Here is a 21,364-nt window from a genome sequence, read left to right as displayed (position 1 = left end):
GACTATGGATTTACCGAACAGCGCCGCCGGACCGGGAACAAGCCTGATCAATTGGGAGCTTGCCGCCTCCACGGCCGCCAGGTTGGCGCCGGCGGGCCCGGCCCTGAGTGCAGCGGAGATCGGAGCGGCCGTAGCTGATCTGCGCGTGAGTGCTGACCGATCCGTGCCGTATGTGCACGAAATCACCGGCCTTGACGCGGCCCGGGATCTGCGGGATTCCCAGGTTCTGATTGTGGACAGGGCGTCCTGGGCGCGGGCCAATACGCAAAGTTTCTCGGTCCTGATGGCGTCGACGATGGCCGCACTAGCCAAAAAACAGGCGGCCCAGCGGCCGTCCAGTACTGCCGTGAGCGGGACGGTCACCGGCGCGCAACTGGGCAGTGTGCTGGCATTTCTGTCCAGCAAAGTGCTGGGCCAGTATGATCCCTTTGCCGAGCCGGCCTCGCCTGCCTCGCCTGCCTCGACCGCCGGGGCGGAATCCACCGGTGCCGGCGGAGGCCGGCTGCTGCTGGTGGCACCGAACATTCTATCCGTCGAACGGGAGCTCCACGTTGATCCCGCAGATTTCAGGCTCTGGGTCTGTCTGCACGAGCAGACCCACCGGGTCCAGTTCGCTGCTGCACCTTGGCTGCGGCACCACATGCTCAGTGAGATCGAAAAACTCAGCACCCTGCTGGTAGGAGATACCGAAAAGCTCACCGAAAAAGTGGCAGCCGCCGCGCGTTCGCTCACTCGGAACCGGAAGGAACGAGCAACCGACACAACGCCGAGCCGGGGCGGTGTGCTGGATCTGCTGCAGGACCCGGAGGAAAAGGCCGCCCTGTCGCATCTGACCGCGGTGATGAGCCTGTTGGAGGGGCACGCGAACGTGGTGATGGATGCGGTGGACGCCAGCATCGTGCCAAGCGTGCGGACCATCCGGCAGCGTTTCAACTCCCGGGGCAAGGACCGTGGAGTGCTGGAGAAGTTCATTCGCAACCTGTTGGGTTTGGATGCGAAGATGCGCCAGTACAGTGATGGCGCCCGCTTTGTCCGGGCCGTGGTGGCCGAGGCCGGGATGCAGGGGTTCAACCATGTCTGGACCAGCGCGGATCATCTGCCCAACGAGCAGGAAATTCATGATCCCATCCGCTGGGTCCATCGGATGGGACTCTGATCCCGATGCAGGGCCCACCACGCCCCCGGTTAGATCCTGTCGTCGGCAAGGCACGGAAGGCAGTGGGCGATCTGCTCGGTGTTGCCACCACGGGCAGGCTGCGGCAGGAAGCGCAGCGGGCCTCAAGCGGGGAAGCGCGTCCGCTGATTCTGGTGGCCTGCAGCGGTGGACCGGATTCGTTGGCGCTGGCTGCAGTTGCCGCATTTCTGGGCCGCCGGGGAGAAATCCGGGTAGGTGCAGTGATTGTTGATCATCAGCTGCAGCCGCACAGCCGGGCGGTGGCGGAGGCAACGGCCGGGATACTTCGGGGCATCGGCCTGGACCCGGTGGAGATCAGCAGCGTCACCAGCACCCAGGTGGGTACCGGTCCGGAGGCGGCCGCCCGGCACGCGCGTTACGCGGCGCTCGATGAAGCCGCGGCGCGGCTAAACGCCCGCACCGTGTTGCTTGGCCACACCCTGGATGATCAGGCGGAGTCCGTGCTGTTGGGCCTGGCCCGCGGCTCCGGCACCCGCTCATTAGCCGGCATCCCGCAGCGGCGCAGGATCTACTTACGGCCCTTCCTGGGACTGCGGCGGACTGAAACGCTGCAGATCTGCGCCGCCGAGGGATTGCAGCCCTGGCACGATCCGACCAACGATGATCCGGTGTTTCTGCGCTCCCGGGTCCGAACCCGTGTGCTGCCGTACCTGGAGGACGAGTTGGGCCCCGGCATTGCGCAGTCGCTATACCGCTCGGCGCGGATCCTGGCGCAGGACGCGGACTATCTGGATCAACAGGCAGCCGTCGAGTATCACCGGCTGAGTGAGGTTCACGGGACGGATTCGGCTGCGTCCAGGGAGGTCAGGATCTCCGAAGAAGACCTGCGCGCCCTCCCCGCCGCACTTCGGCAGCGCGTCTTGGCGCTTGCCGTCGTCGGACTTGGCGGGGAGCAGCCCAGTTTTGAACGTCTCCTGGCCGCCGAAGCCCTGCTGGCGCGACGTGGATCCGCCGGACCTGTCGAATTGGCCGGTGGGGTCAGCGTGTACCGGCAACCGCGGCGCGCCTCGGTTCCCCAGGACCGCTCCGGCTATGGGAAGCTAGTCTTTAGACGCAATGCCTAACTGCACGCACGACCCCTTCAACACCAGGAGCAATTGGTGGATTCACAAGACGTCCAGGCCGATCTAAAGCACGTTCTCTACACCAAGGAACAGATCCAGGAGAGAGTCGCGGAACTTGCCGGGCAGATCGACGCGGATTACGCCGGTCGTGACGTCCTGCTGGTGGGCGTCCTCAAGGGCGCGGTGATGGTGATGGCGGATCTGGCCCGGTCCCTGCACAGCCATGTGACCATGGACTGGATGGCCGTGTCGTCCTATGGTTCTGGGACCCAATCTTCCGGAGTGGTGCGGATTCTCAAGGACCTGGAAACCGACCTGATGGGCAAGCATGTGCTCATTGTGGAGGACATCATTGACTCCGGCCTGACGCTGTCCTGGCTCAAGGCCAATCTGATCTCCCGCGGACCAGCATCGGTGGAGATCTGCACGCTGCTGCGCAAGCCGCAGGCCGCCAAGGTGGAAATCGATGTCAAGTACGTCGGCTATGACATTCCCAGCGAATTTGTCGTCGGTTACGGGCTGGACTTTGCGGAGAAGTACCGAAACCTGGATTTCATCGGTACCCTCGCTCCGCACATTTACGAGTAAAATCATCAGCTGAAGTGCCCGCAATGAAGCAGTCTCGATCAAATTGCTCCGTCGCGGTCTAGGTAAGGAAGCCCGTGGTGTGGTTTTTCCGCTGTCAGGGAACTAAACGCCCGCGTCGATCGTGAAAGTTTGCGGGCGTGTAAAGCTAGTACGGTAGTCGTGCAGTCGCGTCTGCATTCGGCAGCAAACTGACTTATCTGACGTATTGATCGGGAGGGGCGAGGCACGGCCTCGAGCTCATGAACATTAAGAAAATCTTCAAGGGTCCAATCGTGTGGATCGTTGCGGTTGTTGTGCTGCTCCTGATTGCGTTCGGCACCCTTTCCGGCGGCGGCCCGACCAAGATCGACACCTCTGAGGCCCTGGGACTGCTGAATAAGGGTCAAGTTGAGTCGGCGAAGATCTTCAACGGCGAGGACCGGGTGGATCTGGTGCTGAAGAACGACTACACCACCCCCAGCGGTGTGAAGGCCGGCAAGGACGTGCAGTTCTTCTTCGTTGATGCGCGCGGCGCGGACGTCGTTAAGGCTGTCAGCTCCGCCGATTTGAAGAGCTTTGATGATCAGCCGATCCAGAACAATTTCTGGTCCGGCATCCTCGGCCTGATCCTGCCAGTGGTATTTTTGGGTGCCATTTTCTGGTTCCTGCTCTCCCGGATGCAGGGCGGCGGTTCCAAGGTCATGCAGTTTGGCAAGTCCAAGGCCAAACTGATCACCAAGGATCATCCGCAGGTGACGTTTAGCGACGTTGCCGGAGCTGATGAGGCGGTGGAGGAACTGCACGAAATTAAGTCGTTCCTGCAGGAGCCCGCAAAATTTCAGTCCGTCGGCGCCAAGATTCCCAAGGGCGTGCTGCTCTACGGTCCTCCGGGAACCGGCAAGACGCTGCTGGCCAGGGCCGTTGCCGGCGAAGCGGGCGTCCCGTTCTACTCCATCTCCGGTTCCGACTTTGTCGAAATGTTCGTCGGCGTCGGTGCCTCCAGGGTGCGCGATCTCTTTGAGCAGGCCAAGGCGAACTCACCGGCCATCATCTTCGTGGACGAGATCGACGCCGTCGGCCGCCACCGTGGTGCCGGCATCGGCGGCGGCAATGACGAACGCGAACAGACGTTGAACCAACTGCTGGTCGAAATGGACGGCTTCGATGTCAAAACCAACGTGATCCTGATCGCGGCCACCAACCGCCCGGACGTTCTGGACCCGGCGTTGCTGCGGCCCGGACGCTTTGACCGCCAGATCCCCGTCGAGGCGCCGGACCGGATCGGCCGCGAGCAGATCCTGCGCGTACATGCACAGGGCAAACCGATGGCCCCCGGCGTGGATCTCAATGCGGTGGCGAAAAAGACTCCGGGTTACACCGGCGCGGATCTGGCCAATGTGCTCAATGAAGCGGCTTTGCTGACCGCACGCTCCAATGCACAGCTGATCGACGACCGGGCACTGGATGAGGCGATTGACCGTGTCATGGCCGGACCGCAGAAGCGCACCCGCGTGATGAAGGAGCTGGAACGCAAGATCACGGCGTACCACGAGGGCGGCCATGCCCTCGTTGCAGCCGCGCTGCGGAATACTGCCCCGGTCACAAAGATCACCATTCTTCCCCGCGGCCGGGCACTTGGCTACACCATGGTGGTCCCGGAAGATGATAAGTACTCCATCACGCGCAACGAACTGCTCGATCAGATGGCTTACGCGATGGGTGGCCGCGCGGCCGAGGAAATCGTCTTCCACGACCCCTCCACAGGAGCTTCCAACGACATTGAAAAGGCAACCGCAACGGCCCGCAAAATGGTCACCCAGTTCGGCATGAGCGAGCGGATCGGCGCGGTTAAGCTCGGCACCGGCGGAGGCGAGCCGTTCATGGGCCGTGATGCCGGGCATGATCGGGATTACTCGGATCAGGTAGCCTACGTCATCGATGAGGAAGTACGCCGGCTGATAGACCAGGCCCACGACGAGGCCTACACAATCCTGAATGAAAACCGCGATGTACTCGACCGCCTGGCGCTGGAACTGCTGGAGCGTGAAACCCTCAACCAGGCCGAGATTCAGTACATTTTCCGGGACATCCGCAAGCGCGACCTCCGTGACGTCTGGCTGTCCAAACAGAGCCGGCCCGTGTCGGACCTGCCACCGGTGGTCAGTGAGAAGGAACGCCGGGATGCCGCCGCTGCCCGTGAGCCAGCCCCTGAAACGGTGCCGCCGCAGGATCAGTTGGCGCACGCCAACCTGACCGGCAGCGTCGATGCTCCGGACTCGCCGGCGGCGCGCAATGGCAGCAGACCGGGCCAGCCCGGCGAGCAGCCGCCGCATTCGGCGCAGGGCTGAGTCCGGTATGGCCGACTGTGGCGATATTGACGCTGACGGAATTGACGACGGCGGCACGGAGGACGGCGGCACGGCGAAGGCGGGCGGGGCGCCGCACGTTGACCTGCCGCGGATCGAGAAAGCCGTCCGAGAGATTCTTCTGGCCATTGGGGAGGATCCGGACCGCAGCGGGCTGATTGACACGCCCAAGCGCGTTGCGAAGGCCTACCGAGAGGTCTTCGCCGGTCTGCATCAGGATCCCGCGGACGTCCTTGCCACCACGTTCGACATCGCGCACGAGGAAATGGTGCTGGTGAAGGACATTCCGTTCTATTCAACCTGTGAGCACCACTTGGTGCCTTTTCACGGGTCCGCGCACGTCGGCTATATCCCTTCGCTGGAGGGCCGGGTGACGGGGCTAAGCAAATTGGCACGGCTGGTGGATGTGTATGCCAAACGACCCCAGGTGCAGGAACGCCTGACAACGCAGATTGTGGAGGCGCTGGTTAAGCACCTCAAGCCACGCGGTGCTATTGTCGTCGTCGAATGTGAACACATGTGCATGTCCATGCGCGGCGTGCGCAAGCCCGGCGCCAAGACCGTGACCAGCGCGGTGCGTGGTTTGTTGCACGAGCCCGCGACCCGGGCCGAAGCCATGAGCTTGATTCTCGGAAGGTAACACCAGCACTTTATGGATTCCCTTGCAGCAGCACCCGGGACCGGACCCGCAACCTCGCCCCTGCCGGTGCTGCGGGGGCCTCGGCGGGTGGCCGGATTTGCCGACCTGCCGACGAACCGTGCGGTAGTGATGGGGATCCTGAACTGCACCCCGGATTCGTTCAGCGACGGCGGCGAACACAATTCCCTTGACACCGCGATCGCGCACGGTCTGCGGATGATGTATGCCGGAGCGGACATCATCGACGTCGGCGGCGAATCCACCCGCCCCGGCGCTCCAGAGGTTCCCGCAGAGGAAGAACAGCGCCGGATCCTGCCGGTCATCGCAGCCCTGGTCAAGGCCGGGGCGCTGATCAGCGTGGACACTAGGGATGCGGATACTGCTGCCAAAGCGCTGGACGCCGGTGCCGGCCTGATTAACGATGTCTCCGGAATGAGTGTTCAGCCGGAGATGGTGTCCTTGGTGGCCAGCCGCGGCGTGCCGTACGTGCTCATGCACCGCCGAGGCACTGCCAAAACCATGGACGCCCTGACCGACTACACCGACGTGGTGGGGGATGTCATCTCCGAGTTGGCGCAGGTGCGGGACCGGTTTTATCAGGCCGGTGTCCGTCCGGAACAGATCATTGTGGATCCTGGACTGGGATTTTCCAAGAATTCCGATCAGAACTGGGAACTGCTGGCAAATCTGCACCGATTCGAGGTGCTGGGCCACCGCCTGCTGGTAGGGACCTCGCGAAAGCGGTTCCTGGGGTCCCTGCTGGCCAGCGCCGGAAAGGCGGCCCCGCCCAAGGAGCGCGACAGCGCCACCGTAGCCACCACGGCCCTGGCTGCCGCGAATGGCGCTTGGGGCGTGCGGGTCCATGATGTGGTCGGCAACCTTGCCGCGGCAAAAGTAGCTGCACAGCAATGCGGGCGCGTTCCCGATTTATCTGTTCCTGCGCAGAAGGCCAGCCGATGAGCGCGCGCCCGGCGCTGCACCGCCCGGACCGGATCGCTCTCACGGGCGTCACTGCGATTGGCCGGCACGGGGTTTTCGAGCGCGAGCGACGTGACGGACAGCCGTTCATTGTCGATGCCGTGCTGTACACCGACATCCGGGCCGCCGCGGAAGCCGATGACCTTCTCCTGACGGCCAATTATGGCGACGCCGCGGACTTAATCGCAGCCCTGATTACCGGGCCGGCGTTCGATTTAATCGAAGCCCTCGCCGAGCGGATAGCTGCGCAGATTCTGCTCAAATTCCCCGTGTCCGCCGTCGAGGTGACGGTACACAAACCGAAGGCCCCGATCCAGGTTCCTTTCGGCGACGTAGCAGTGAGTATTTACCGGGAAAAACAATGAGCATTTGCCCGCGGGAAGGCATGAGCGCCGCTGCCACCGAGCCGGCCTTCACGAGGGCTGTGCTGGCCCTCGGCAGCAACCTGGGAGAGCGCAACGACACCCTCTGCGCTGCGGTCGCCGAACTGGTCGACCGGCCCGAGGTGCGCTTGCGGGACGTTTCGCCGGTAGTGCAGACCAAGCCGGTTGGCGGCCCTCCCGGGCAGCCGGAGTTTCTGAACATGGTGCTGGAGATCGACACCTCGCTGCAGCCTTACGCCCTGCTGGAGCACTGCCAATCGGTGGAAAACCTGCATCTGCGCGTCCGCGAGGTCCGCTGGGGGGCACGAACCCTGGATGTGGACATCATCACTTACGGCAGCGTCAGCAGTGCTGACGCACGGCTGACGCTGCCGCACCCCCGTGCAGCGCAGCGTGCGTTTGTGCTGTATCCGTGGGCGCTCATGGACCCGCAGGCCACGCTCGACGGTGAACCGGTCTCGGCCCTGGCCCACAATGCCCCCGATTTCGCCGGCATCGAGCACTTTGCGGATGACGACGGTCTCCACCTCGGCGCTGCAAGCTAACGTCCCGCAGCTTGCGGGGGAATGGCCGGAACTGCATCACGTGCCGGGAAAGAACTGTACGGTGGAACCAGATGGGCAACCGAGATGGGTGAGGCGAAGCATGAAAACCATCCGGCCCCTCTGGCTGGCCGTAATAGCGTTCGTGTCCGGCGCCGCCGGTTGGGTGGCGACGATGCTGACCAATCGCGGGAGCCTGCCCACCCCCGTATTGCCGTTGAGTTCGCTGATCACCATGGGAATCATCGTGCTAATGACCCTGGTCTTCGGGCTTCGCGTCCGCCGCTGGCGCAACGGTAAGCGGGACCGGGTGCTCAATCCCATCCTGGCGGCCCGGACCTGGGTGCTGGCGCAGGCCTGCGCCTATGCCGGTGCCCTGCTGGTTGGCTGGCATGCAGGGATCCTGGTGGACCAGCTGCCCACGGTAGCCCTGCGCAGTAACCTCAGCGTCATTTGGCTGGCCTTGGCTATGGTGGCCGGGGGTCTGGTCATGGTCGCGGTTGGTTTCATCGTGGAACGGTTCTGCCGGATCCCGCCGGAGGACGGCCCGCCACCGGCGGGGGGACCGAAACGGACGAGCACCGGCGAGGAAGAATATGCGTGAGCCGATTTCCCCGGCGGGACTGGAGTTTAGGCATGTTTCCCCGAAGCTTGTCACGGTCCGGCTCCTCGAACGGGGTCTGGGCTCCCTCCTGACCGTTGCCGTGGCTTCCCTTCCATTGGTGCTGAGGCTGGCGGGCGTCTGGGGCGGCTTTCCCGGCTGGCTGGCGTGGGCCATCCTGCTGCTGACCCTGCTGATCATGCTCTGGCGCCTTGCGCTGATTCCGCGCCAGGTGCGTGCGATCGGCTATGCGGAGCGGGACGATGATCTGCTGATCCGCGGCGGAATATTCTTTCAGCGGGTCATGGTGGTGCCCTATGGCCGGATGCAGTACGTCGATGTTTCCGTCGGCCCGGTGGAGCGGCTCTTCGGCCTGAGTTCGATCAAGCTGCACACGGCTTCGGCGAGCACCAACGCCCTCCTTGCCGGCCTGCCGACAGCGGAGGCGGCACGGTTGCGCGAGCAGTTGTCCGCCCGTGGTGAGGCAAAGTTGGCAGGGCTATGAGCGTGGTGTCCGGGCCAGCTGCGCCCAACGACGATGCGCAGGGCCGTACCGCCGGCTTGGCGTTCGCGCAGGGGACCGGTTTTCGTACCGACTCCGTTGACGAATGGCATCGGGTGCATCCCGTCTCCCCTCTGGTGCGCGGCTGGCTCGCCGTCGTCGCCCTGATCTTCCTATTCGGGCGTAACTCTTTTGACGATCTGCTGGCGTCGATTCGCTCCGGCGGGCGACACAACCCGGCTGGGGCACCCGCCTGGCTGATTCTTCTGTTTCTGGGCGCCGCCGTGGTGGTCTTTGGTATTTACTTCTTCCTGTCCTGGTACTACACGAGATATCAGGTCACCAACGATCACGTGCGGGTCAACAGTGGCGTGGTTTTCCGCCGGCAGCGGCAGGCGCGGATAGACCGGGTCCAGGCCATTGACGTGGTGCAACCGCTGCTGGCAAGGATTTTTGCCCTGGCGGAACTCAAATTCGAGGTTGCGGACGCGGGAAAATCAGCGATGAAACTGTCCTTTCTGCGACTGGACGAGGCACAGCGGCTGCGGGCAGCGATTCTGGCCCGGGCATCGGGCATGAGCGTGGACCCATGCCGGCCATCGGCTGCCCCGCAGGCTCCGGAACGGGCGGTGCTGGCGCTGACGCCGGGGCGGATTGCCGGCGCAACGCTGCTTTCGGGTATCTCCGTCGCGGCACTGGCCCTCGCCGCGGCCGCCATCGGCGCGCTGTACGCTACGGGTTCGCCGTCGATCCTTGCCGTGTTCCTCCCGCTGGCGCTCGCCGTGGCGGCCGCCTACTGGAAAGCGTTCACCATTGACTGTAATTTCCGCATAGCCCAATCCCCCGACGGAGTCCGGCTGCGCTACGGCATGCTCGATACCCGGGCGCAGACCATCCCGCCCGGAAGAGTGCAGGCCGTGGGAATCACGCAGAGCCCCTGGTGGCGGCCCGCTGGGTGGTACCGCGTACATATCAACGTTGCCGGCTACGGATCGGATCATCGGGACAGCGGGCCACGGACGGTGGTGTTGCCGGTAGGCACCGAGGCGGAGGTCATGACGATTTTGGGGCTGATCTTCCCGGACCCCGGCACGGCCGACCCGCTGGGGGTCTTCCGGGCCGGGCTTCGGGGCAAGGGGACCGCGCACGGGTTCGTCCATTCCCCGCCGCGCGCCCGGCTGCTGGATCCGCTGGCCTGGCGGCGTAATGGCTACCGGTTTACGGACACCGCACTGCTCTGCCGGCACGGCGTGTTCTTCCGCCGCCTCCAGGTCGTGCCGCATGAGCGCACCCAATCGTTGAGCCTGTTTCAGGGCCCGCTGATGCGCCGGCTGCACCTGGTGAATTTTGAGCTGCATTCCACCGCGGGGCCGGTCCGCCCGGTAGTTCGTCATCTGGACACGGCCACGGCACACGAACTATTCACCGGGCAGGCCGCCCGTGCGGCCACAGCGCGGCGAATCGGTCGCCCGGACCGCTGGTTAGAGGAGAGCAACCATGAACACTAAGCCCGGACGACTGGGCGTCGGGATCATTGGAGCCGGGAAGGTGGGAGCCGTGCTGGGGGCCGCTCTGCGTGCCGCCGGCCATGCCGTCGTCGGGGTTTCTGCCGTGTCGGCAAATTCGCTGGACCGCGCCGAAGTCCTTTTGCCGGGAGTGCCGGTACTGGAAATCCCCGATCTGATTGAGCGTTCGGAACTGGTGCTGCTTGCCGTCCCGGATGACGCTCTCCCGGTGTTGGTGCAGGGCCTGGCAAGCGCCGGAGCCTGGCAGCAGGGGCAGCTCGTCGCGCACACCTCCGGGCGCTACGGCACGGGTGTGCTGGCACCGGCGCGCGCCGCGGGTGCCATACCGCTGGCGCTGCACCCCGCAATGACCTTCACGGGAATGACGCTGGACCTGGCGAGACTGCCGGACTGCTGCTTTGGAGTCAGCGCCGATCCGGCCATGCTGCCGATTGCGCAGGCGCTGGTGGTGGAAATGGGTGCCGAACCGGTTGTCATCGCGGAGGGGGACAGGGTTCTCTACCACGCCGCGTTGGCACATGCCGCCAACCATTTGGTCACGCTGGCGGCGCAGTCCGCGCAACTGCTGGCCGATATTGGCGTCGAAGCACCGGACCGGATGCTCGGACCGCTGTTGCGGGCCTCCCTGGAGAACGCGCTGGCGTCCGGCGAATCGGCGCTGACCGGCCCAGTCGCCCGCGGTGATGTGGGCACGGTCGCGGCGCATGCCCACGCCCTGCGGGAGTACGGCGACAGCGATGGGACGGAAGATTTTGTTGCCGCATATCTCGCCATGGCCGCAGCCACCGCGTCACGGGCAGCGGCGCGAGGTCTGCTCACGCCGGTTCAGCTTCAGCTGATCGAGGCGGCACTGGCCGATCACCTGCCGCCGGCTTAACGTTCCCGCTGCGCTGCAGCACGTTTAATCCAATCCACGAAAGCGATTCAAATCATGGCCATCGCGCTTGCCACCACCATTGCCGGACTCCGGAGCGCCAGTGCGGCTTTGCTGGCGAAAAAAAGCCAGGAAGCCCACCAAGAGGGGCCGGCCGTCGGGTCCGTCGGGTCCGCGCAGCTGCCGTCGCTGGGCTTCGTGCCGACCATGGGCGCACTGCATGCCGGCCATGCCGGTCTGGCGCGCGCCGCGGTGGAGCACAACGACGTCGTCGTCGCCAGCATCTTTGTCAACCCTTTGCAGTTCGGTGACCCGGCAGACCTGGACCGCTATCCGCGCACGTTGGATGCGGACATGGCCTTGCTTGAGGCAGCGGGGGTGGACCTGGTCTTCGCTCCCTCGGCACTGGAGATCTATCCGGCAGGCGAACCGTCGATCTGCGTGGCGTCCGGGCGTTTAGGCCAGAAGTATGAAGGGGCTTCCCGGCCGGGACATTTTGACGGCGCACTAACAGTGGTCGCCAAATTGCTGCATATCTGCCAGCCCGCGGCGGGGGATTACCGAGTCTATTTCGGCCAAAAAGATGCTCAGCAATTGGTCCTCGTCCGGCAAATGGCGGCAGATTTGAATTTTCCCGTCGAGATAGTCGCAGTCCCGACCGTGCGCAGTGCCGAAGGCCTGGCACTTTCGAGTCGGAACCGCTTCCTTTCCACGGCCGAACGTGACGCGTCCCTGGTTCTTTCCCGGGCCCTGAAACTCCTCCGCGACCGCGCGGACCGGCACATTCCGCTGGATCCCGATTCGGTATTCGAAATGATCAAAAGCCAGCCGTTAGCGGAACTGGATTATTTCGAGATTGTTGACCCCCAGACGTTGGAGCCGAGGGCGGAGAACTGCCGCGAAACACCATTCACCGGTACGGCGCTGGCTCTGATCGCAGCCCGGGTTGGCCCAGTCCGGCTGATCGACAGCATGCCCTTGGGGTACTGACCGGACCCGGGGTCCGCAGCTGGGAAGCGTTCCCGGTTCCACGGACTAAACTTGTCTCCTGTGAGCAATGAAAAAACCCTGATCCCAGAAGCCGCGGAAGTCTCCGAGCAGATGCAGGTCCGGATGGAAAAGCGGGCACAGCTGATCGAAACGGGGGCGCAGGCCTACCCGGTCGGTGTCGAGCTGACCCACACGCTGGCGCAGGTGCGCGCCCAGTACCCGGAGCTGGCGGCCGATGAAAGCACCGGCGACATCGTCGGTGTTGCCGGCCGCATCGTTTTCATCCGCAATACCGGCAAGCTCTGCTTCGCCACCCTCCAAGCCGGCGACGGAACTCGGCTGCAGGCCATGCTGAGCCTGGCGGTGGTGGGGGAGGCGACACTGGCTAACTGGAAAGCGCTGGTGGATCTGGGGGACCACGTCTTCATCCACGGGGAGGTCATCAGTTCGCGGCGCGGTGAGCTTTCCATCATGGCGGACTCGTGGCGGATGGCTTCCAAGGCGCTGCGCCCGCTGCCGGTGCTGCACGCGGAGCTTTCCGAGGAAATGCGCGTCCGCCAGCGTTACGTAGACCTGATTGTCCGCCAGGAGGCCCGTGACCAGGTCAGGACCCGCTCGGCAATTGTCCGGGCCATTCGGGACACCCTGCACGGCGAGGATTACCTTGAGCTGGAGACGCCTATTCTTCAGCTGTTGCACGGCGGCGCTGCTGCCCGGCCGTTCCGGACACACTTAAATGCCTTTGATCAGCCCATGACGTTGCGCATCGCGATCGAGCTTTACCTCAAGCGGGCCGTCGTCGGAGGAATTGACAAGGTCTTCGAGGTCGGCCGCATCTTCCGCAACGAAGGCGTTGATTCCACCCACAGCCCCGAATTCACCATGCTTGAGGCCTATGAAGCCTACGGGGATCAGTTCAGCATGGCCCGGATCATGCAGCGCATAATTTTGGCGTGCGCCGACGCGGCCGGTTCGCGGACCATCCAGACGCCGCGCGGGACGGTGGAGCTCGACGGCGAGTGGCCCTGGCTGCCGCTGTACCGGGGGCTCTCGGACGCCATCGGCGAGGAAATAACACCTGAGACGTCGGCGCCGGCGCTGCGGGCCATCGCCGCGCAGCGCGGCGTGCCAGTTGATCCGGCGTGGGATGCCGAGAAGCTGGCGGTGGAGCTCTTTGGCGAGATCGTTGAGCCAACGTTGATCCAGCCGACCTTCGTCTGCGACTATCCGCCGTCGGCCCAGCCGCTGGCCCGCCCGCACCGCGCGGACGGTCGGCTGATCGAGGCGTGGGATCTGATCATTGACGGCCGGGAAACCGGCACAGCGTTCTCCGAATTGGTGGACCCGGTGATTCAGCGCGAGCGGCTCACCGCACAGTCGCTCCAGGCCGCGGCCGGGGATCCGGAGGCCATGGCGCTAGATGAAGACTTCCTGCGCGCCCTGGAATATGGTGCGCCTCCGATGGGTGGCCTGGGCCTGGGGGTGGATCGGCTGGTAATGCTGTTTACCGGTGTGGGAATACGCGAGGCCATTCTCTTCCCCCTTATGAAGCCCGAAAGCCTCCCAAAACCAGAATAGAAGAGGGAAATAATGGATTTTCTGGCAGCTATGGTGCCCTACCTGGCGGTTATCGTCCCGTCGGCCGCCCTTGCGGCGCTGTTTTATTTCGCCATGAAGGCAATTTTCAATGCCGACAGATCGGAACGTGAGGCGCTGGCACAGGCCGAGCGGGAAGCGGACGAAAGACTCGATTAAAAGGTTCCATTTCCACAGCTGAATTAAAGGCCTTTGACTGCGCACCTGCAGAGAGCCATACTTAATATGGAAATGAATTGGCAATAGCAACCGTCCGTTAGGTGTGGTCTGCTATATGTCAGGCTCAGCGGATCCGTGAATCTATGTAAGGGGTTCTGATGGCGCAAAAAGTTGAAATCACCCTGGTCGATGACATTGATGGGGGCCCCGCGGATGAAAATGTCCGTTTTGCCCTCGACGGTGTCAGCTATGAAATCGACCTTTCCACCGCCCATTCCGGTGAGTTGCGCGAGGCCTTAGGCGTTTATCTCACCAAGGGCCGACGTGTCACGGGCCGCGTAACCAAGGGCCGCTCCGGGAGCACGTCCAAGGGCCAGGACGTGGGGCAGATCCGGCGCTGGGCGCGGGAAAACGGCTATCCCGTCCGCGAACGTGGCAGGATACAGGCGGAAATCCAGGAGGCGTACTTCCGGGCCAACGGCTAAGCGCCGCGTCCTGCATATTTCCCCCGTGGCGAACAAGCCCCCACGGAGCCCGGTACCTGCGTAGCATCAAAGTACGCAGTAGCTAGGAGTGTGGCGCAATGTTTGAGAGATTCACCGATCGAGCCCGACGAGTTGTCGTGCTGGCCCAAGAAGAGGCCCGCATGCTCAACCACAACTACATCGGCACCGAGCATATTCTGCTCGGCCTCATCCACGAGGGCGAGGGTGTCGCAGCAAAGGCACTTGAGTCGCTGAGCATTTCCCTTGATGGCGTGCGTGAGCAGGTCCAGGAAATCATCGGTCAGGGCCAGCAGGCACCGAGCGGGCATATCCCGTTCACCCCGCGCGCCAAAAAGGTGCTGGAGCTCTCGCTGCGCGAGGCCCTGCAGCTTGGTCATAATTACATCGGCACGGAGCACATTCTGCTTGGCCTGATCCGCGAGGGCGAAGGCGTTGCGGCGCAGGTCCTGGTCAAGCTCGGCGCCGACCTCAATCGAGTGCGCCAGCAGGTTATCCAGCTGCTCTCCGGATACCAAGGCAAGGAGCCTGTCGCTTCCGGTGCCGGGCAACAGGAAGGCGCGCCCGCCGGTTCGGTGGTCCTGGACCAATTCGGCCGGAACCTGACCCAGGCAGCGCGCGAAAACAAGCTGGACCCGGTCATCGGGCGCGAGCACGAGATGGAACGCGTCATGCAAGTCCTCTCCCGCCGGACCAAGAACAATCCCGTCCTGATCGGTGAGCCGGGCGTCGGCAAGACGGCCGTCGTCGAGGGCCTGGCCCAGGCCATTGTGCGCGGAGATGTCCCGGAAACCATTAGGGACAAGCAGCTGTACACGCTGGACCTCGGCTCACTTGTGGCAGGGTCACGGTACCGCGGTGATTTTGAGGAACGCCTGAAGAAGGTCCTCAAGGAGATCCGCACGCGCGGGGACATCATTTTGTTCATCGACGAGATCCACACGCTGGTCGGTGCAGGCGCGGCCGAGGGTGCCATTGACGCGGCCTCGATCCTTAAGCCAATGCTGGCGCGCGGTGAGCTGCAGACCATTGGCGCCACCACGTTGGATGAGTACCGCAAACACATTGAAAAGGATGCAGCGCTGGAGCGGCGTTTCCAGCCTATCCAGGTGGCTGAACCCAATGTCGTCCACACCATCGAGATCCTCAAGGGCCTGCGCGACCGCTACGAGGCTCACCACCGGGTTTCCATTACAGACGGCGCCTTGGCGGCTGCTGCTTCGCTTTCCGAGCGATACATCAGCGACCGTTTCCTGCCGGACAAGGCCATTGACCTCATCGATGAGGCAGGGGCCCGGCTGCGCATCAGGCGGATGACTGCGCCGCCGGAGCTTAAGGTCATGGACGGCAACATTGCTGAGGTCAAGCGGGAGAAGGAATCCGCTATTGATGCACAGGACTTCGAGGGTGCTGCCTCGCTGCGTGACAAGGAGCAAAAGCTCATTGCCGCGCGGGCGGAGAAGGAACGCAAATGGAAGTCCGGCGGGCTGGATGACATTTCCGAGGTTGATGAGGAACTGATTGCTGAGGTGCTGGCCAACTCGACTGGCATCCCGGTCTTCAAGCTCACGGAGGAAGAGTCCTCGCGTCTGCTGAAAATGGAAGACGAACTGCATAAGCGTGTGGTGGGCCAAAACGAGGCGATAAAGTCCATCTCGCAGGCTATCCGCCGCACGCGTGCCGGGCTGAAGGATCCTAAGCGTCCGGGTGGCTCGTTCATCTTTGCCGGCCCCACCGGCGTCGGCAAAACGGAGCTGGCCAAGGCGCTGGCGGAATTCCTCTTCGGCGACGAAGACGCCCTCATCACGCTGGATATGTCCGAGTACTCGGAGAAGCACACTGTCTCGCGCCTCTTCGGTGCCCCTCCGGGCTACGTCGGTTATGAGGAGGGTGGGCAGCTGACCGAAAAGGTCCGCCGTCGGCCGTTCTCGGTGGTGCTCTTTGATGAGGTGGAAAAGGCCCACTCGGACCTGTTCAACTCGCTCCTGCAGATCCTCGAGGACGGACGTCTGACGGATAGCCAGGGTCGCGTGGTGGACTTCAAGAACACGATCATCATCATGACCACCAACCTCGGTACCCGGGATATTTCCAAGAGCGTGGCCACCGGCTTCCAGTCCGGCACGGACATGCAGACCGGCTACAACCGGATGCGTGCCCGGGTCACGGAAGAACTCAAACAGCACTTCCGTCCCGAGTTCCTCAACCGCGTGGACGACGTTGTGGTGTTCCCGCAGCTGACCCAGACGGAGATTATCGAGATCGTGGACATGTTCGTCGCCAGGCTGGAAAAGCGTATGCAGGACAAGGACATGGGCATCGAGCTGACCAGTGCCGCCAAGGTACTGCTGGCCACCCGGGGTTACGATCCCGCGATGGGTGCCCGGCCGCTGCGCCGCACCATTCAGCGCGAAATCGAGGACCAGCTCTCCGAGAAGATCCTCTTCGGCGAGATCAAGGCCGGGGATATCGTCGCTATTGACGTGGCAGGGGAGGGCGACGACGCCAAGTTCACCTTCGAGGGAACGGCGAAGCCGCGCGTCCCCGATGCCTTGCCCGCAGGCGCCTAGCACTGCACGGCTAAACACCGCAGCAACTGCACGGTGAGTGTGGCGATCTGCCCCTACAACGAGGGTTGTTGGGGGCAGATCGCCACACTCACCTTTTTTGTAGTGGCCCTGTGGGTTTGCGTACCGGGGCGGACCGATGGATCCGGAGATGGCTGAGCCGCCGAGCGCCCACTGCCCGGACGCAAGAGAGGTGGCCCGGAACGCTTCCGGGCCACCTCAGTTGCTCGCTATTTGTTGTGTATCCCCAGCCTCGTTACGGGGCTACGGGGTTACAGCCGCCGTTGGCACCTTCATAGGTGTCCAGACGGTGGATGAAGGCGGCCATCGCCTCACGGGTGTTGGCTTCCACCGGGTGGTAGCTTCCATCCGGGTAGCCGGTGGAGATTTTGGTCTCGCCCATCCAGGAGATCTCCTTGTAGAACTGATTGTTCGTGGCGACATCCTTGAACGCGGAGGTTGCCGGGGCCTTGTAGTCCTTGGCAGCCGGGATCATGCAGTAGTCCCCGGCGAATCGCTTCAGGAAAGCGGCCATCGCATCACGGTTGACCGGAGCCAGTGGACGGTAGGAACCGTCGTCATAGCCCATGGACAATTTCTCCGCAGCCATCCAGGACATTTCCTTGTAGTACTGCGTATTGGAGTTGATGTCCTTGAAGGGCGATTCCGCGGGGGCGGAATACGCCGGTGAACCAGCCAGGCGGTAGAGGAACGCCGCCATGGCGTCTCGGTTCATCGTCTCGTAGGGCCGGTAGGTGCCGTCCGGGTATCCGGTGGTCAGGCCCTTGTCAGCCATCCAGTTGATGTCCGCCTCGAACTTCGTTCTCGGTACATCGCTGAAGCGGAGCTGCCCGTTCTCGGTCGGAACGACCTCAGCCTTCTGCCCGGTTGCATTGTGCAGGTGCAGGAATAACGCCTGCGACTTAACAACCTTAGAGGCACGGTGCACGGTCAGCTGTGCTGCGTTAGCATCAACGAACAGCGAATCGGGGGCACCGCCTTCGAACCACAGGTTGGGCGTGACCGGGTTGTAGGAGATCGCCGCGGTCTGGTCCACCGGCACATTCGCGCCCGTGTTGTCGATGCTGTAGGCGCTGGAGGTGACCACCTTATAGGTGAACGGTACCGGCTTCTTCACATCCACTCCGAGGGCTGAGGCAAGCACCGGCAACACGATGGTGTTGGTGTCGTAGGTGTTGGTATCGGTATTACCCAGCACGCCGTTCGCGAACTCCTGGTCCACGGTCTCCCAGGTGCCATCGGCAGCTCGTTTGTCGGTGACCACGAGGATGCCGTCGTAACCTTTTGCCACCGTAGTGTACGTCTGGAAATCGGCTTGCCCGTCGCCGTTTGTATCGATTTCGACGCTGATCTGGCTGGCCGCCAGCAACGCCGGCCAATTTCCCCAGGTGCTGACGCCGAAGTTGATCATGCCGTTAGCAACGTCACCGCCGGATTTCAGCAAGGCTGGCACAGTCGAGGATGCGCCGACGTACTGCAGATCCATCGACCTGTTAGTGATCGTAGCGACCGGGTTGTCTGCCTTACGCTCGCTGCTTGCGCCGAGTTCGAAGGGAGCCGCGATGGACACGAACTGCTGTGTCCCTGTGCCCTGCATGATGCCGCGGCCCGCGAGGGTGGCAGCTGCCGTGTTGTCCGAAGGGTTGAAAGTGATCTTCGGGCCGGCGGTCATGGTGGAGACGGGTTTCGGGGCTGCATAGACAGGAACCCGCAGCGTGGGTGAAGAATCCGACTTCAGCTGTACCCGGCCGGAGGCATCCGCAAGGAACGTGCGGGGAACGCCCAACTGAGTCGTGGACATCGTGGGATCCAGCGACTTTGCCAGCTTGGAGGGATCAGCCACCGTCATAGTGACGGAAACCTGGGCCGCCGAGGAGTTCGCCGGAACCACGAGGGAAGCCGGAGAGACGCTGTAGGCAACGCCAGGCATCTGCGTAGCAGGAAGGTAGGACGCATCAAACGTCTGCGCTGTATTGCTGCGGTTTTCGACGGTGATCTTCTTTGTCACGGAGACCGCCTTGTCGGCCACCTCCACGACGCCGAAGTCCACGCTGGTGAGCGCCGGATCATCGGTGGCATACGCCAAAACACTGTCGCTGACGGCGTCCAAGGCATTGACCCGGCCGGAACCTACCCGGTTCGGCCCGTACGCCAGATCACCGGTCATGATGTCCACGTTGGCGGTGTTCATGATGGTGCTCTTGACCTGGTAGGGCGTCATCTTGCCCGTTGCGTACAACAGGGCGGCGATGCCGGCCACATGCGGGGTAGCCATCGACGTTCCGCTCATAACGGCGATTCCATTACCGGAACCAACACCAACAGAGCCAATCGAGGTCCCTGGGGCTGCAACGTCGGGCTTGACGATGCCATTGGAACCGTGGACTCCGCGGGAGGAGCTGGAATTGAGCGTATCGAGGGCATTAGTGGCTGCAGCGGCAGCACCCTTGAATGCCTCGTCCAGCTGGATCTGCAGAGTTCCTGCCTTGGCGGCGGGTGTCAACGAATCTGTTGCTGCCTTGTTGAACTGAACACCCGGGATCGTCGAGTTGCCGGCAATCCCGGCTTCGAAGACGGTGCGCTGGGAGGTGAAAACGACGCCTTTGGCGCCGGCCTTCTCGGCATTGTCGAACCGGGCCTTGGAGCCGCAGACACGGGTAGCATCGTTGTCATCCCAGCTGAGCATCACCCATTTGCCGCCGAAGGTGGCAGCCTCGGCCGGGGTGAAAGACGCACATCCGGTGTTGTTCGAATCCGGTGCAAACTGGACCGTGCCCTTGAGCGTGGCCGGTGTCACCAAAGGATCCGAGTAGTTGAAGCTGGCCGAATATTGACCGGCAACCGAACCGACCTTGTCTGCGGGTGCAAGTACATCGATCCGGTCCACAGCGGCCTGGGAGCCGACACTGTTGGCGACGGTCAGTGAGGATTTTGCATTGCCCGGGGAACCCCCGATGTCATAGAAATCGCCGGCATTTCCGGACGCCACCACGGAGAGTACACCGAGGCCGGTGAGGGCATCGACAATGTCATTTTCCGGGTCGTCGGTGGGGGAGTAGTCGGAGCCTAGGGACATATTGACCACATTGGCGCGGTCGCTGAAGTTACCGTCCCCGTTGGGGTCCAGCACCTTGTCCAAGGCGAGGCCGACGACGTCCGAGCTGCCTTCACAGCCAAAGACGCGCAGAGCTACGAGTTTGGCCTTCGGTGCTGAGCCGGGGCCGATCTTCATCGAGTTGACATCAGCCGCCGTCAGCTTGCTGTAATCCCCGGTGAAGGTGCTGCCGTCAGCATTGAGCCCGTATCCGGCGGCAGTGCCGGCCACATGGCTACCGTGTCCGCCGCAGTCCAGCGGGTTGCTGTCCGGATGCGGTACGTGCATTGCAGGGTCTGGTGATGCAGCATTGTAGTCGTCGCCGACGAGGTCCCAACCGCCGGCGAACTTGGCCGGATCGTACAGCCCCGAACTGGCAGGGGGCAGATCTGTCATCGCCTTGGCAGCGGCGAAGGCTGCTTCAGTTCCGGGGCCGCCGAAATCGGCGTGCGTGTAATCCAGTCCGGTGTCAAGTACAGCGATCGTTGCGCCCTCTCCGGTCTGGTGCTTGGAGACCCAGGCGTCGAGAGCCTTGGTGTCGATGTCGGTGCCCTTGTTCTCGTAGGACTTCGACACGATCGGAGTAATCTTTACGACGTCGCTCCGGTTGGCCAAGGCCCGGACCTTGGCAGCGTCGCCAATGATGGCCACACCAGGAAGCGTATTGGTGGTGGTGTAGATCTGTTGGGCCGATGCTTCGCCTGCGACAGATTGTGCCGTGGCCTCGATGCCGGCGCGGAGCTCTTTGACCTGCGCTGACTTGTCCACCGGCGCCTGCGTACCGTCCTTAACCTGCTGCGGCTGAGTGGCGGCGAAAGCTCCTTGGCCCTTGAACTGGACGTAGACGGAAACCGGTCCGGAAGCGGAACCGAGCGTTCCGCCAATTTTTTGGACCGGCTTCAGCTGGACTGGTGCTTTCTGGCCGGAAATCCCCGCGGCCAGATTGCTGGGTGGTTTGGCATCGTCGGCCATGGCTGCGTTGCCCATGGTTGCGACGATGGCCACTCCGGTAAGGACGGCCAGAAATTGTGATCTGGCTCGTCGTGATTGCTTGCTCATCGAACTCCTCATGCAGGATCGCCACGGCGGTGCTGAGCCGTGCATGAGGTTAGTGCTGCCCCCAGGCGCCGCGGCTATACGGTGAAGTCAGGATTAACCGAGCGGATACTCGGGCCCCCGGTGGCAGACCCCCCCCA

Annotated in this window: 18 protein-coding genes; 17 read left to right on the top strand and 1 reads right to left on the bottom strand. The window is 63.2% G+C overall.

What is annotated here, in order from left to right:
• Positions 1–4 precede the first annotated feature (4 nt).
• From OS914_RS04540 to OS914_RS04460, 17 genes are all read left to right on the top strand, one after another.
• Positions 5–1,156, top strand: a complete 1,152-nt coding sequence (locus tag OS914_RS04540) for a zinc-dependent metalloprotease (RefSeq protein ID WP_420713861.1) — start codon at positions 5–7, stop codon at positions 1,154–1,156.
• A gap of 5 nt (positions 1,157–1,161) precedes the next feature.
• Entirely contained in the window at positions 1,162–2,259 is a 1,098-nt protein-coding gene (tilS, locus tag OS914_RS04535; protein ID WP_267544857.1) for a tRNA lysidine(34) synthetase TilS, read from the top strand.
• A gap of 36 nt (positions 2,260–2,295) precedes the next feature.
• On the top strand, positions 2,296–2,847 hold the full coding sequence (gene hpt, locus OS914_RS04530; protein ID WP_267544856.1) for a hypoxanthine phosphoribosyltransferase: 552 nt from the start codon (positions 2,296–2,298) through the stop codon (positions 2,845–2,847).
• A 239-nt stretch (positions 2,848–3,086) separates the two neighbouring features.
• A complete protein-coding gene (gene ftsH / locus OS914_RS04525; RefSeq protein WP_267544855.1) occupies positions 3,087–5,174 on the top strand; it encodes an ATP-dependent zinc metalloprotease FtsH in 2,088 nt (695 codons plus the stop codon).
• A gap of 7 nt (positions 5,175–5,181) precedes the next feature.
• The gene (gene folE / locus OS914_RS04520) at positions 5,182–5,832 is read left to right on the top strand and encodes a GTP cyclohydrolase I FolE (RefSeq protein ID WP_267544854.1); all 651 of its coding nucleotides are present in this window, start codon (positions 5,182–5,184) and stop codon (positions 5,830–5,832) included.
• A 12-nt stretch (positions 5,833–5,844) separates the two neighbouring features.
• On the top strand, positions 5,845–6,792 hold the full coding sequence (gene folP / locus OS914_RS04515) for a dihydropteroate synthase (RefSeq protein ID WP_267544853.1): 948 nt from the start codon (positions 5,845–5,847) through the stop codon (positions 6,790–6,792).
• Positions 6,789–7,175, top strand: coding sequence for a dihydroneopterin aldolase (gene folB, locus OS914_RS04510; RefSeq protein ID WP_267544852.1), 387 nt, complete (start codon positions 6,789–6,791; stop codon positions 7,173–7,175). The genes folP and folB overlap by 4 nt, the downstream gene beginning before the upstream one ends.
• On the top strand, positions 7,172–7,738 hold the full coding sequence (gene folK, locus OS914_RS04505) for a 2-amino-4-hydroxy-6-hydroxymethyldihydropteridine diphosphokinase (RefSeq protein WP_267544851.1): 567 nt from the start codon (positions 7,172–7,174) through the stop codon (positions 7,736–7,738). Before folB ends, folK begins: the two co-directional genes overlap by 4 nt.
• 100 nt (positions 7,739–7,838) lie before the next feature.
• Entirely contained in the window at positions 7,839–8,339 is a 501-nt protein-coding gene (locus OS914_RS04500; protein ID WP_267544850.1) for a DUF3180 domain-containing protein, read from the top strand.
• The gene (locus OS914_RS04495) at positions 8,332–8,841 is read left to right on the top strand and encodes a PH domain-containing protein (protein WP_267544849.1); all 510 of its coding nucleotides are present in this window, start codon (positions 8,332–8,334) and stop codon (positions 8,839–8,841) included. The genes OS914_RS04500 and OS914_RS04495 overlap by 8 nt, the downstream gene beginning before the upstream one ends.
• Positions 8,838–10,346 carry a PH domain-containing protein gene (locus OS914_RS04490; protein ID WP_267544848.1) on the top strand — a complete coding sequence of 503 codons (1,509 nt, stop codon included), beginning with the start codon at positions 8,838–8,840 and terminating at the stop codon, positions 10,344–10,346. The genes OS914_RS04495 and OS914_RS04490 overlap by 4 nt, the downstream gene beginning before the upstream one ends.
• The gene (locus OS914_RS04485; protein ID WP_267544847.1) at positions 10,336–11,241 is read left to right on the top strand and encodes a Rossmann-like and DUF2520 domain-containing protein; all 906 of its coding nucleotides are present in this window, start codon (positions 10,336–10,338) and stop codon (positions 11,239–11,241) included. The genes OS914_RS04490 and OS914_RS04485 overlap by 11 nt, the downstream gene beginning before the upstream one ends.
• A 54-nt stretch (positions 11,242–11,295) precedes the next feature.
• Positions 11,296–12,228 carry a pantoate--beta-alanine ligase gene (gene panC / locus OS914_RS04480; protein WP_267544846.1) on the top strand — a complete coding sequence of 311 codons (933 nt, stop codon included), beginning with the start codon at positions 11,296–11,298 and terminating at the stop codon, positions 12,226–12,228.
• Positions 12,229–12,339: 111 nt separating this feature from the next.
• Positions 12,340–13,806: a lysine--tRNA ligase gene (lysS, locus tag OS914_RS04475; protein WP_267544890.1), complete on the top strand. Its 1,467-nt coding sequence runs from the start codon at positions 12,340–12,342 to the stop codon at positions 13,804–13,806.
• Positions 13,807–13,818: 12 nt separating this feature from the next.
• Positions 13,819–13,983, top strand: a complete 165-nt coding sequence (locus OS914_RS04470; protein WP_267544891.1) for a hypothetical protein — start codon at positions 13,819–13,821, stop codon at positions 13,981–13,983.
• A 158-nt stretch (positions 13,984–14,141) separates the two neighbouring features.
• Complete coding sequence (locus tag OS914_RS04465) at positions 14,142–14,468, top strand: histone-like nucleoid-structuring protein Lsr2 (protein WP_267544845.1); 327 nt, start codon at positions 14,142–14,144, stop codon at positions 14,466–14,468.
• A gap of 98 nt (positions 14,469–14,566) precedes the next feature.
• Positions 14,567–17,056 carry an ATP-dependent Clp protease ATP-binding subunit gene (locus OS914_RS04460; RefSeq protein ID WP_267544844.1) on the top strand — a complete coding sequence of 830 codons (2,490 nt, stop codon included), beginning with the start codon at positions 14,567–14,569 and terminating at the stop codon, positions 17,054–17,056.
• A gap of 253 nt (positions 17,057–17,309) precedes the next feature.
• On the opposite strand, the gene OS914_RS04455 is transcribed toward OS914_RS04460, so the two are convergent.
• Positions 17,310–21,227, bottom strand: a complete 3,918-nt coding sequence (locus OS914_RS04455) for a S8 family serine peptidase (RefSeq protein WP_267544843.1) — start codon at positions 21,225–21,227, stop codon at positions 17,310–17,312.
• Positions 21,228–21,364: the final 137 nt, after the last annotated feature.

Source organism: Arthrobacter endolithicus (assembly GCF_026627425.1).
In the GTDB taxonomy this organism is placed as follows: domain Bacteria; phylum Actinomycetota; class Actinomycetes; order Actinomycetales; family Micrococcaceae; genus Arthrobacter_M.
This window is presented reverse-complemented; position numbering and strand designations above follow the sequence as displayed.

What these genes read in the sequence shown, in the direction of transcription:
- tilS (WP_267544857.1), top strand. Translation starts at nt 1,162, where the DNA reads ATGCAGGGCCCACCACGCCCCCGGTTAGATCCTGTCGTCGGCAAGGCA.
- OS914_RS04465 (WP_267544845.1), top strand. Translation starts at nt 14,142, where the DNA reads ATGGCGCAAAAAGTTGAAATCACCCTGGTCGATGACATTGATGGGGGC.
- lysS (WP_267544890.1), top strand. Translation starts at nt 12,340, where the DNA reads ATGCAGGTCCGGATGGAAAAGCGGGCACAGCTGATCGAAACGGGGGCG.
- OS914_RS04485 (WP_267544847.1), top strand. Translation starts at nt 10,336, where the DNA reads ATGAACACTAAGCCCGGACGACTGGGCGTCGGGATCATTGGAGCCGGG.
- OS914_RS04455 (WP_267544843.1), bottom strand. Translation starts at nt 21,227, where the DNA reads ATGAGCAAGCAATCACGACGAGCCAGATCACAATTTCTGGCCGTCCTT.
- folE (WP_267544854.1), top strand. Translation starts at nt 5,182, where the DNA reads ATGGCCGACTGTGGCGATATTGACGCTGACGGAATTGACGACGGCGGC.
- panC (WP_267544846.1), top strand. Translation starts at nt 11,296, where the DNA reads ATGGCCATCGCGCTTGCCACCACCATTGCCGGACTCCGGAGCGCCAGT.
- OS914_RS04540 (WP_420713861.1), top strand. Translation starts at nt 5, where the DNA reads ATGGATTTACCGAACAGCGCCGCCGGACCGGGAACAAGCCTGATCAAT.
- folB (WP_267544852.1), top strand. Translation starts at nt 6,789, where the DNA reads ATGAGCGCGCGCCCGGCGCTGCACCGCCCGGACCGGATCGCTCTCACG.
- ftsH (WP_267544855.1), top strand. Translation starts at nt 3,087, where the DNA reads ATGAACATTAAGAAAATCTTCAAGGGTCCAATCGTGTGGATCGTTGCG.
- folP (WP_267544853.1), top strand. Translation starts at nt 5,845, where the DNA reads ATGGATTCCCTTGCAGCAGCACCCGGGACCGGACCCGCAACCTCGCCC.
- OS914_RS04500 (WP_267544850.1), top strand. Translation starts at nt 7,839, where the DNA reads ATGAAAACCATCCGGCCCCTCTGGCTGGCCGTAATAGCGTTCGTGTCC.
- OS914_RS04490 (WP_267544848.1), top strand. Translation starts at nt 8,838, where the DNA reads ATGAGCGTGGTGTCCGGGCCAGCTGCGCCCAACGACGATGCGCAGGGC.
- OS914_RS04495 (WP_267544849.1), top strand. Translation starts at nt 8,332, where the DNA reads ATGCGTGAGCCGATTTCCCCGGCGGGACTGGAGTTTAGGCATGTTTCC.
- OS914_RS04470 (WP_267544891.1), top strand. Translation starts at nt 13,819, where the DNA reads ATGGATTTTCTGGCAGCTATGGTGCCCTACCTGGCGGTTATCGTCCCG.
- OS914_RS04460 (WP_267544844.1), top strand. Translation starts at nt 14,567, where the DNA reads ATGTTTGAGAGATTCACCGATCGAGCCCGACGAGTTGTCGTGCTGGCC.
- folK (WP_267544851.1), top strand. Translation starts at nt 7,172, where the DNA reads ATGAGCATTTGCCCGCGGGAAGGCATGAGCGCCGCTGCCACCGAGCCG.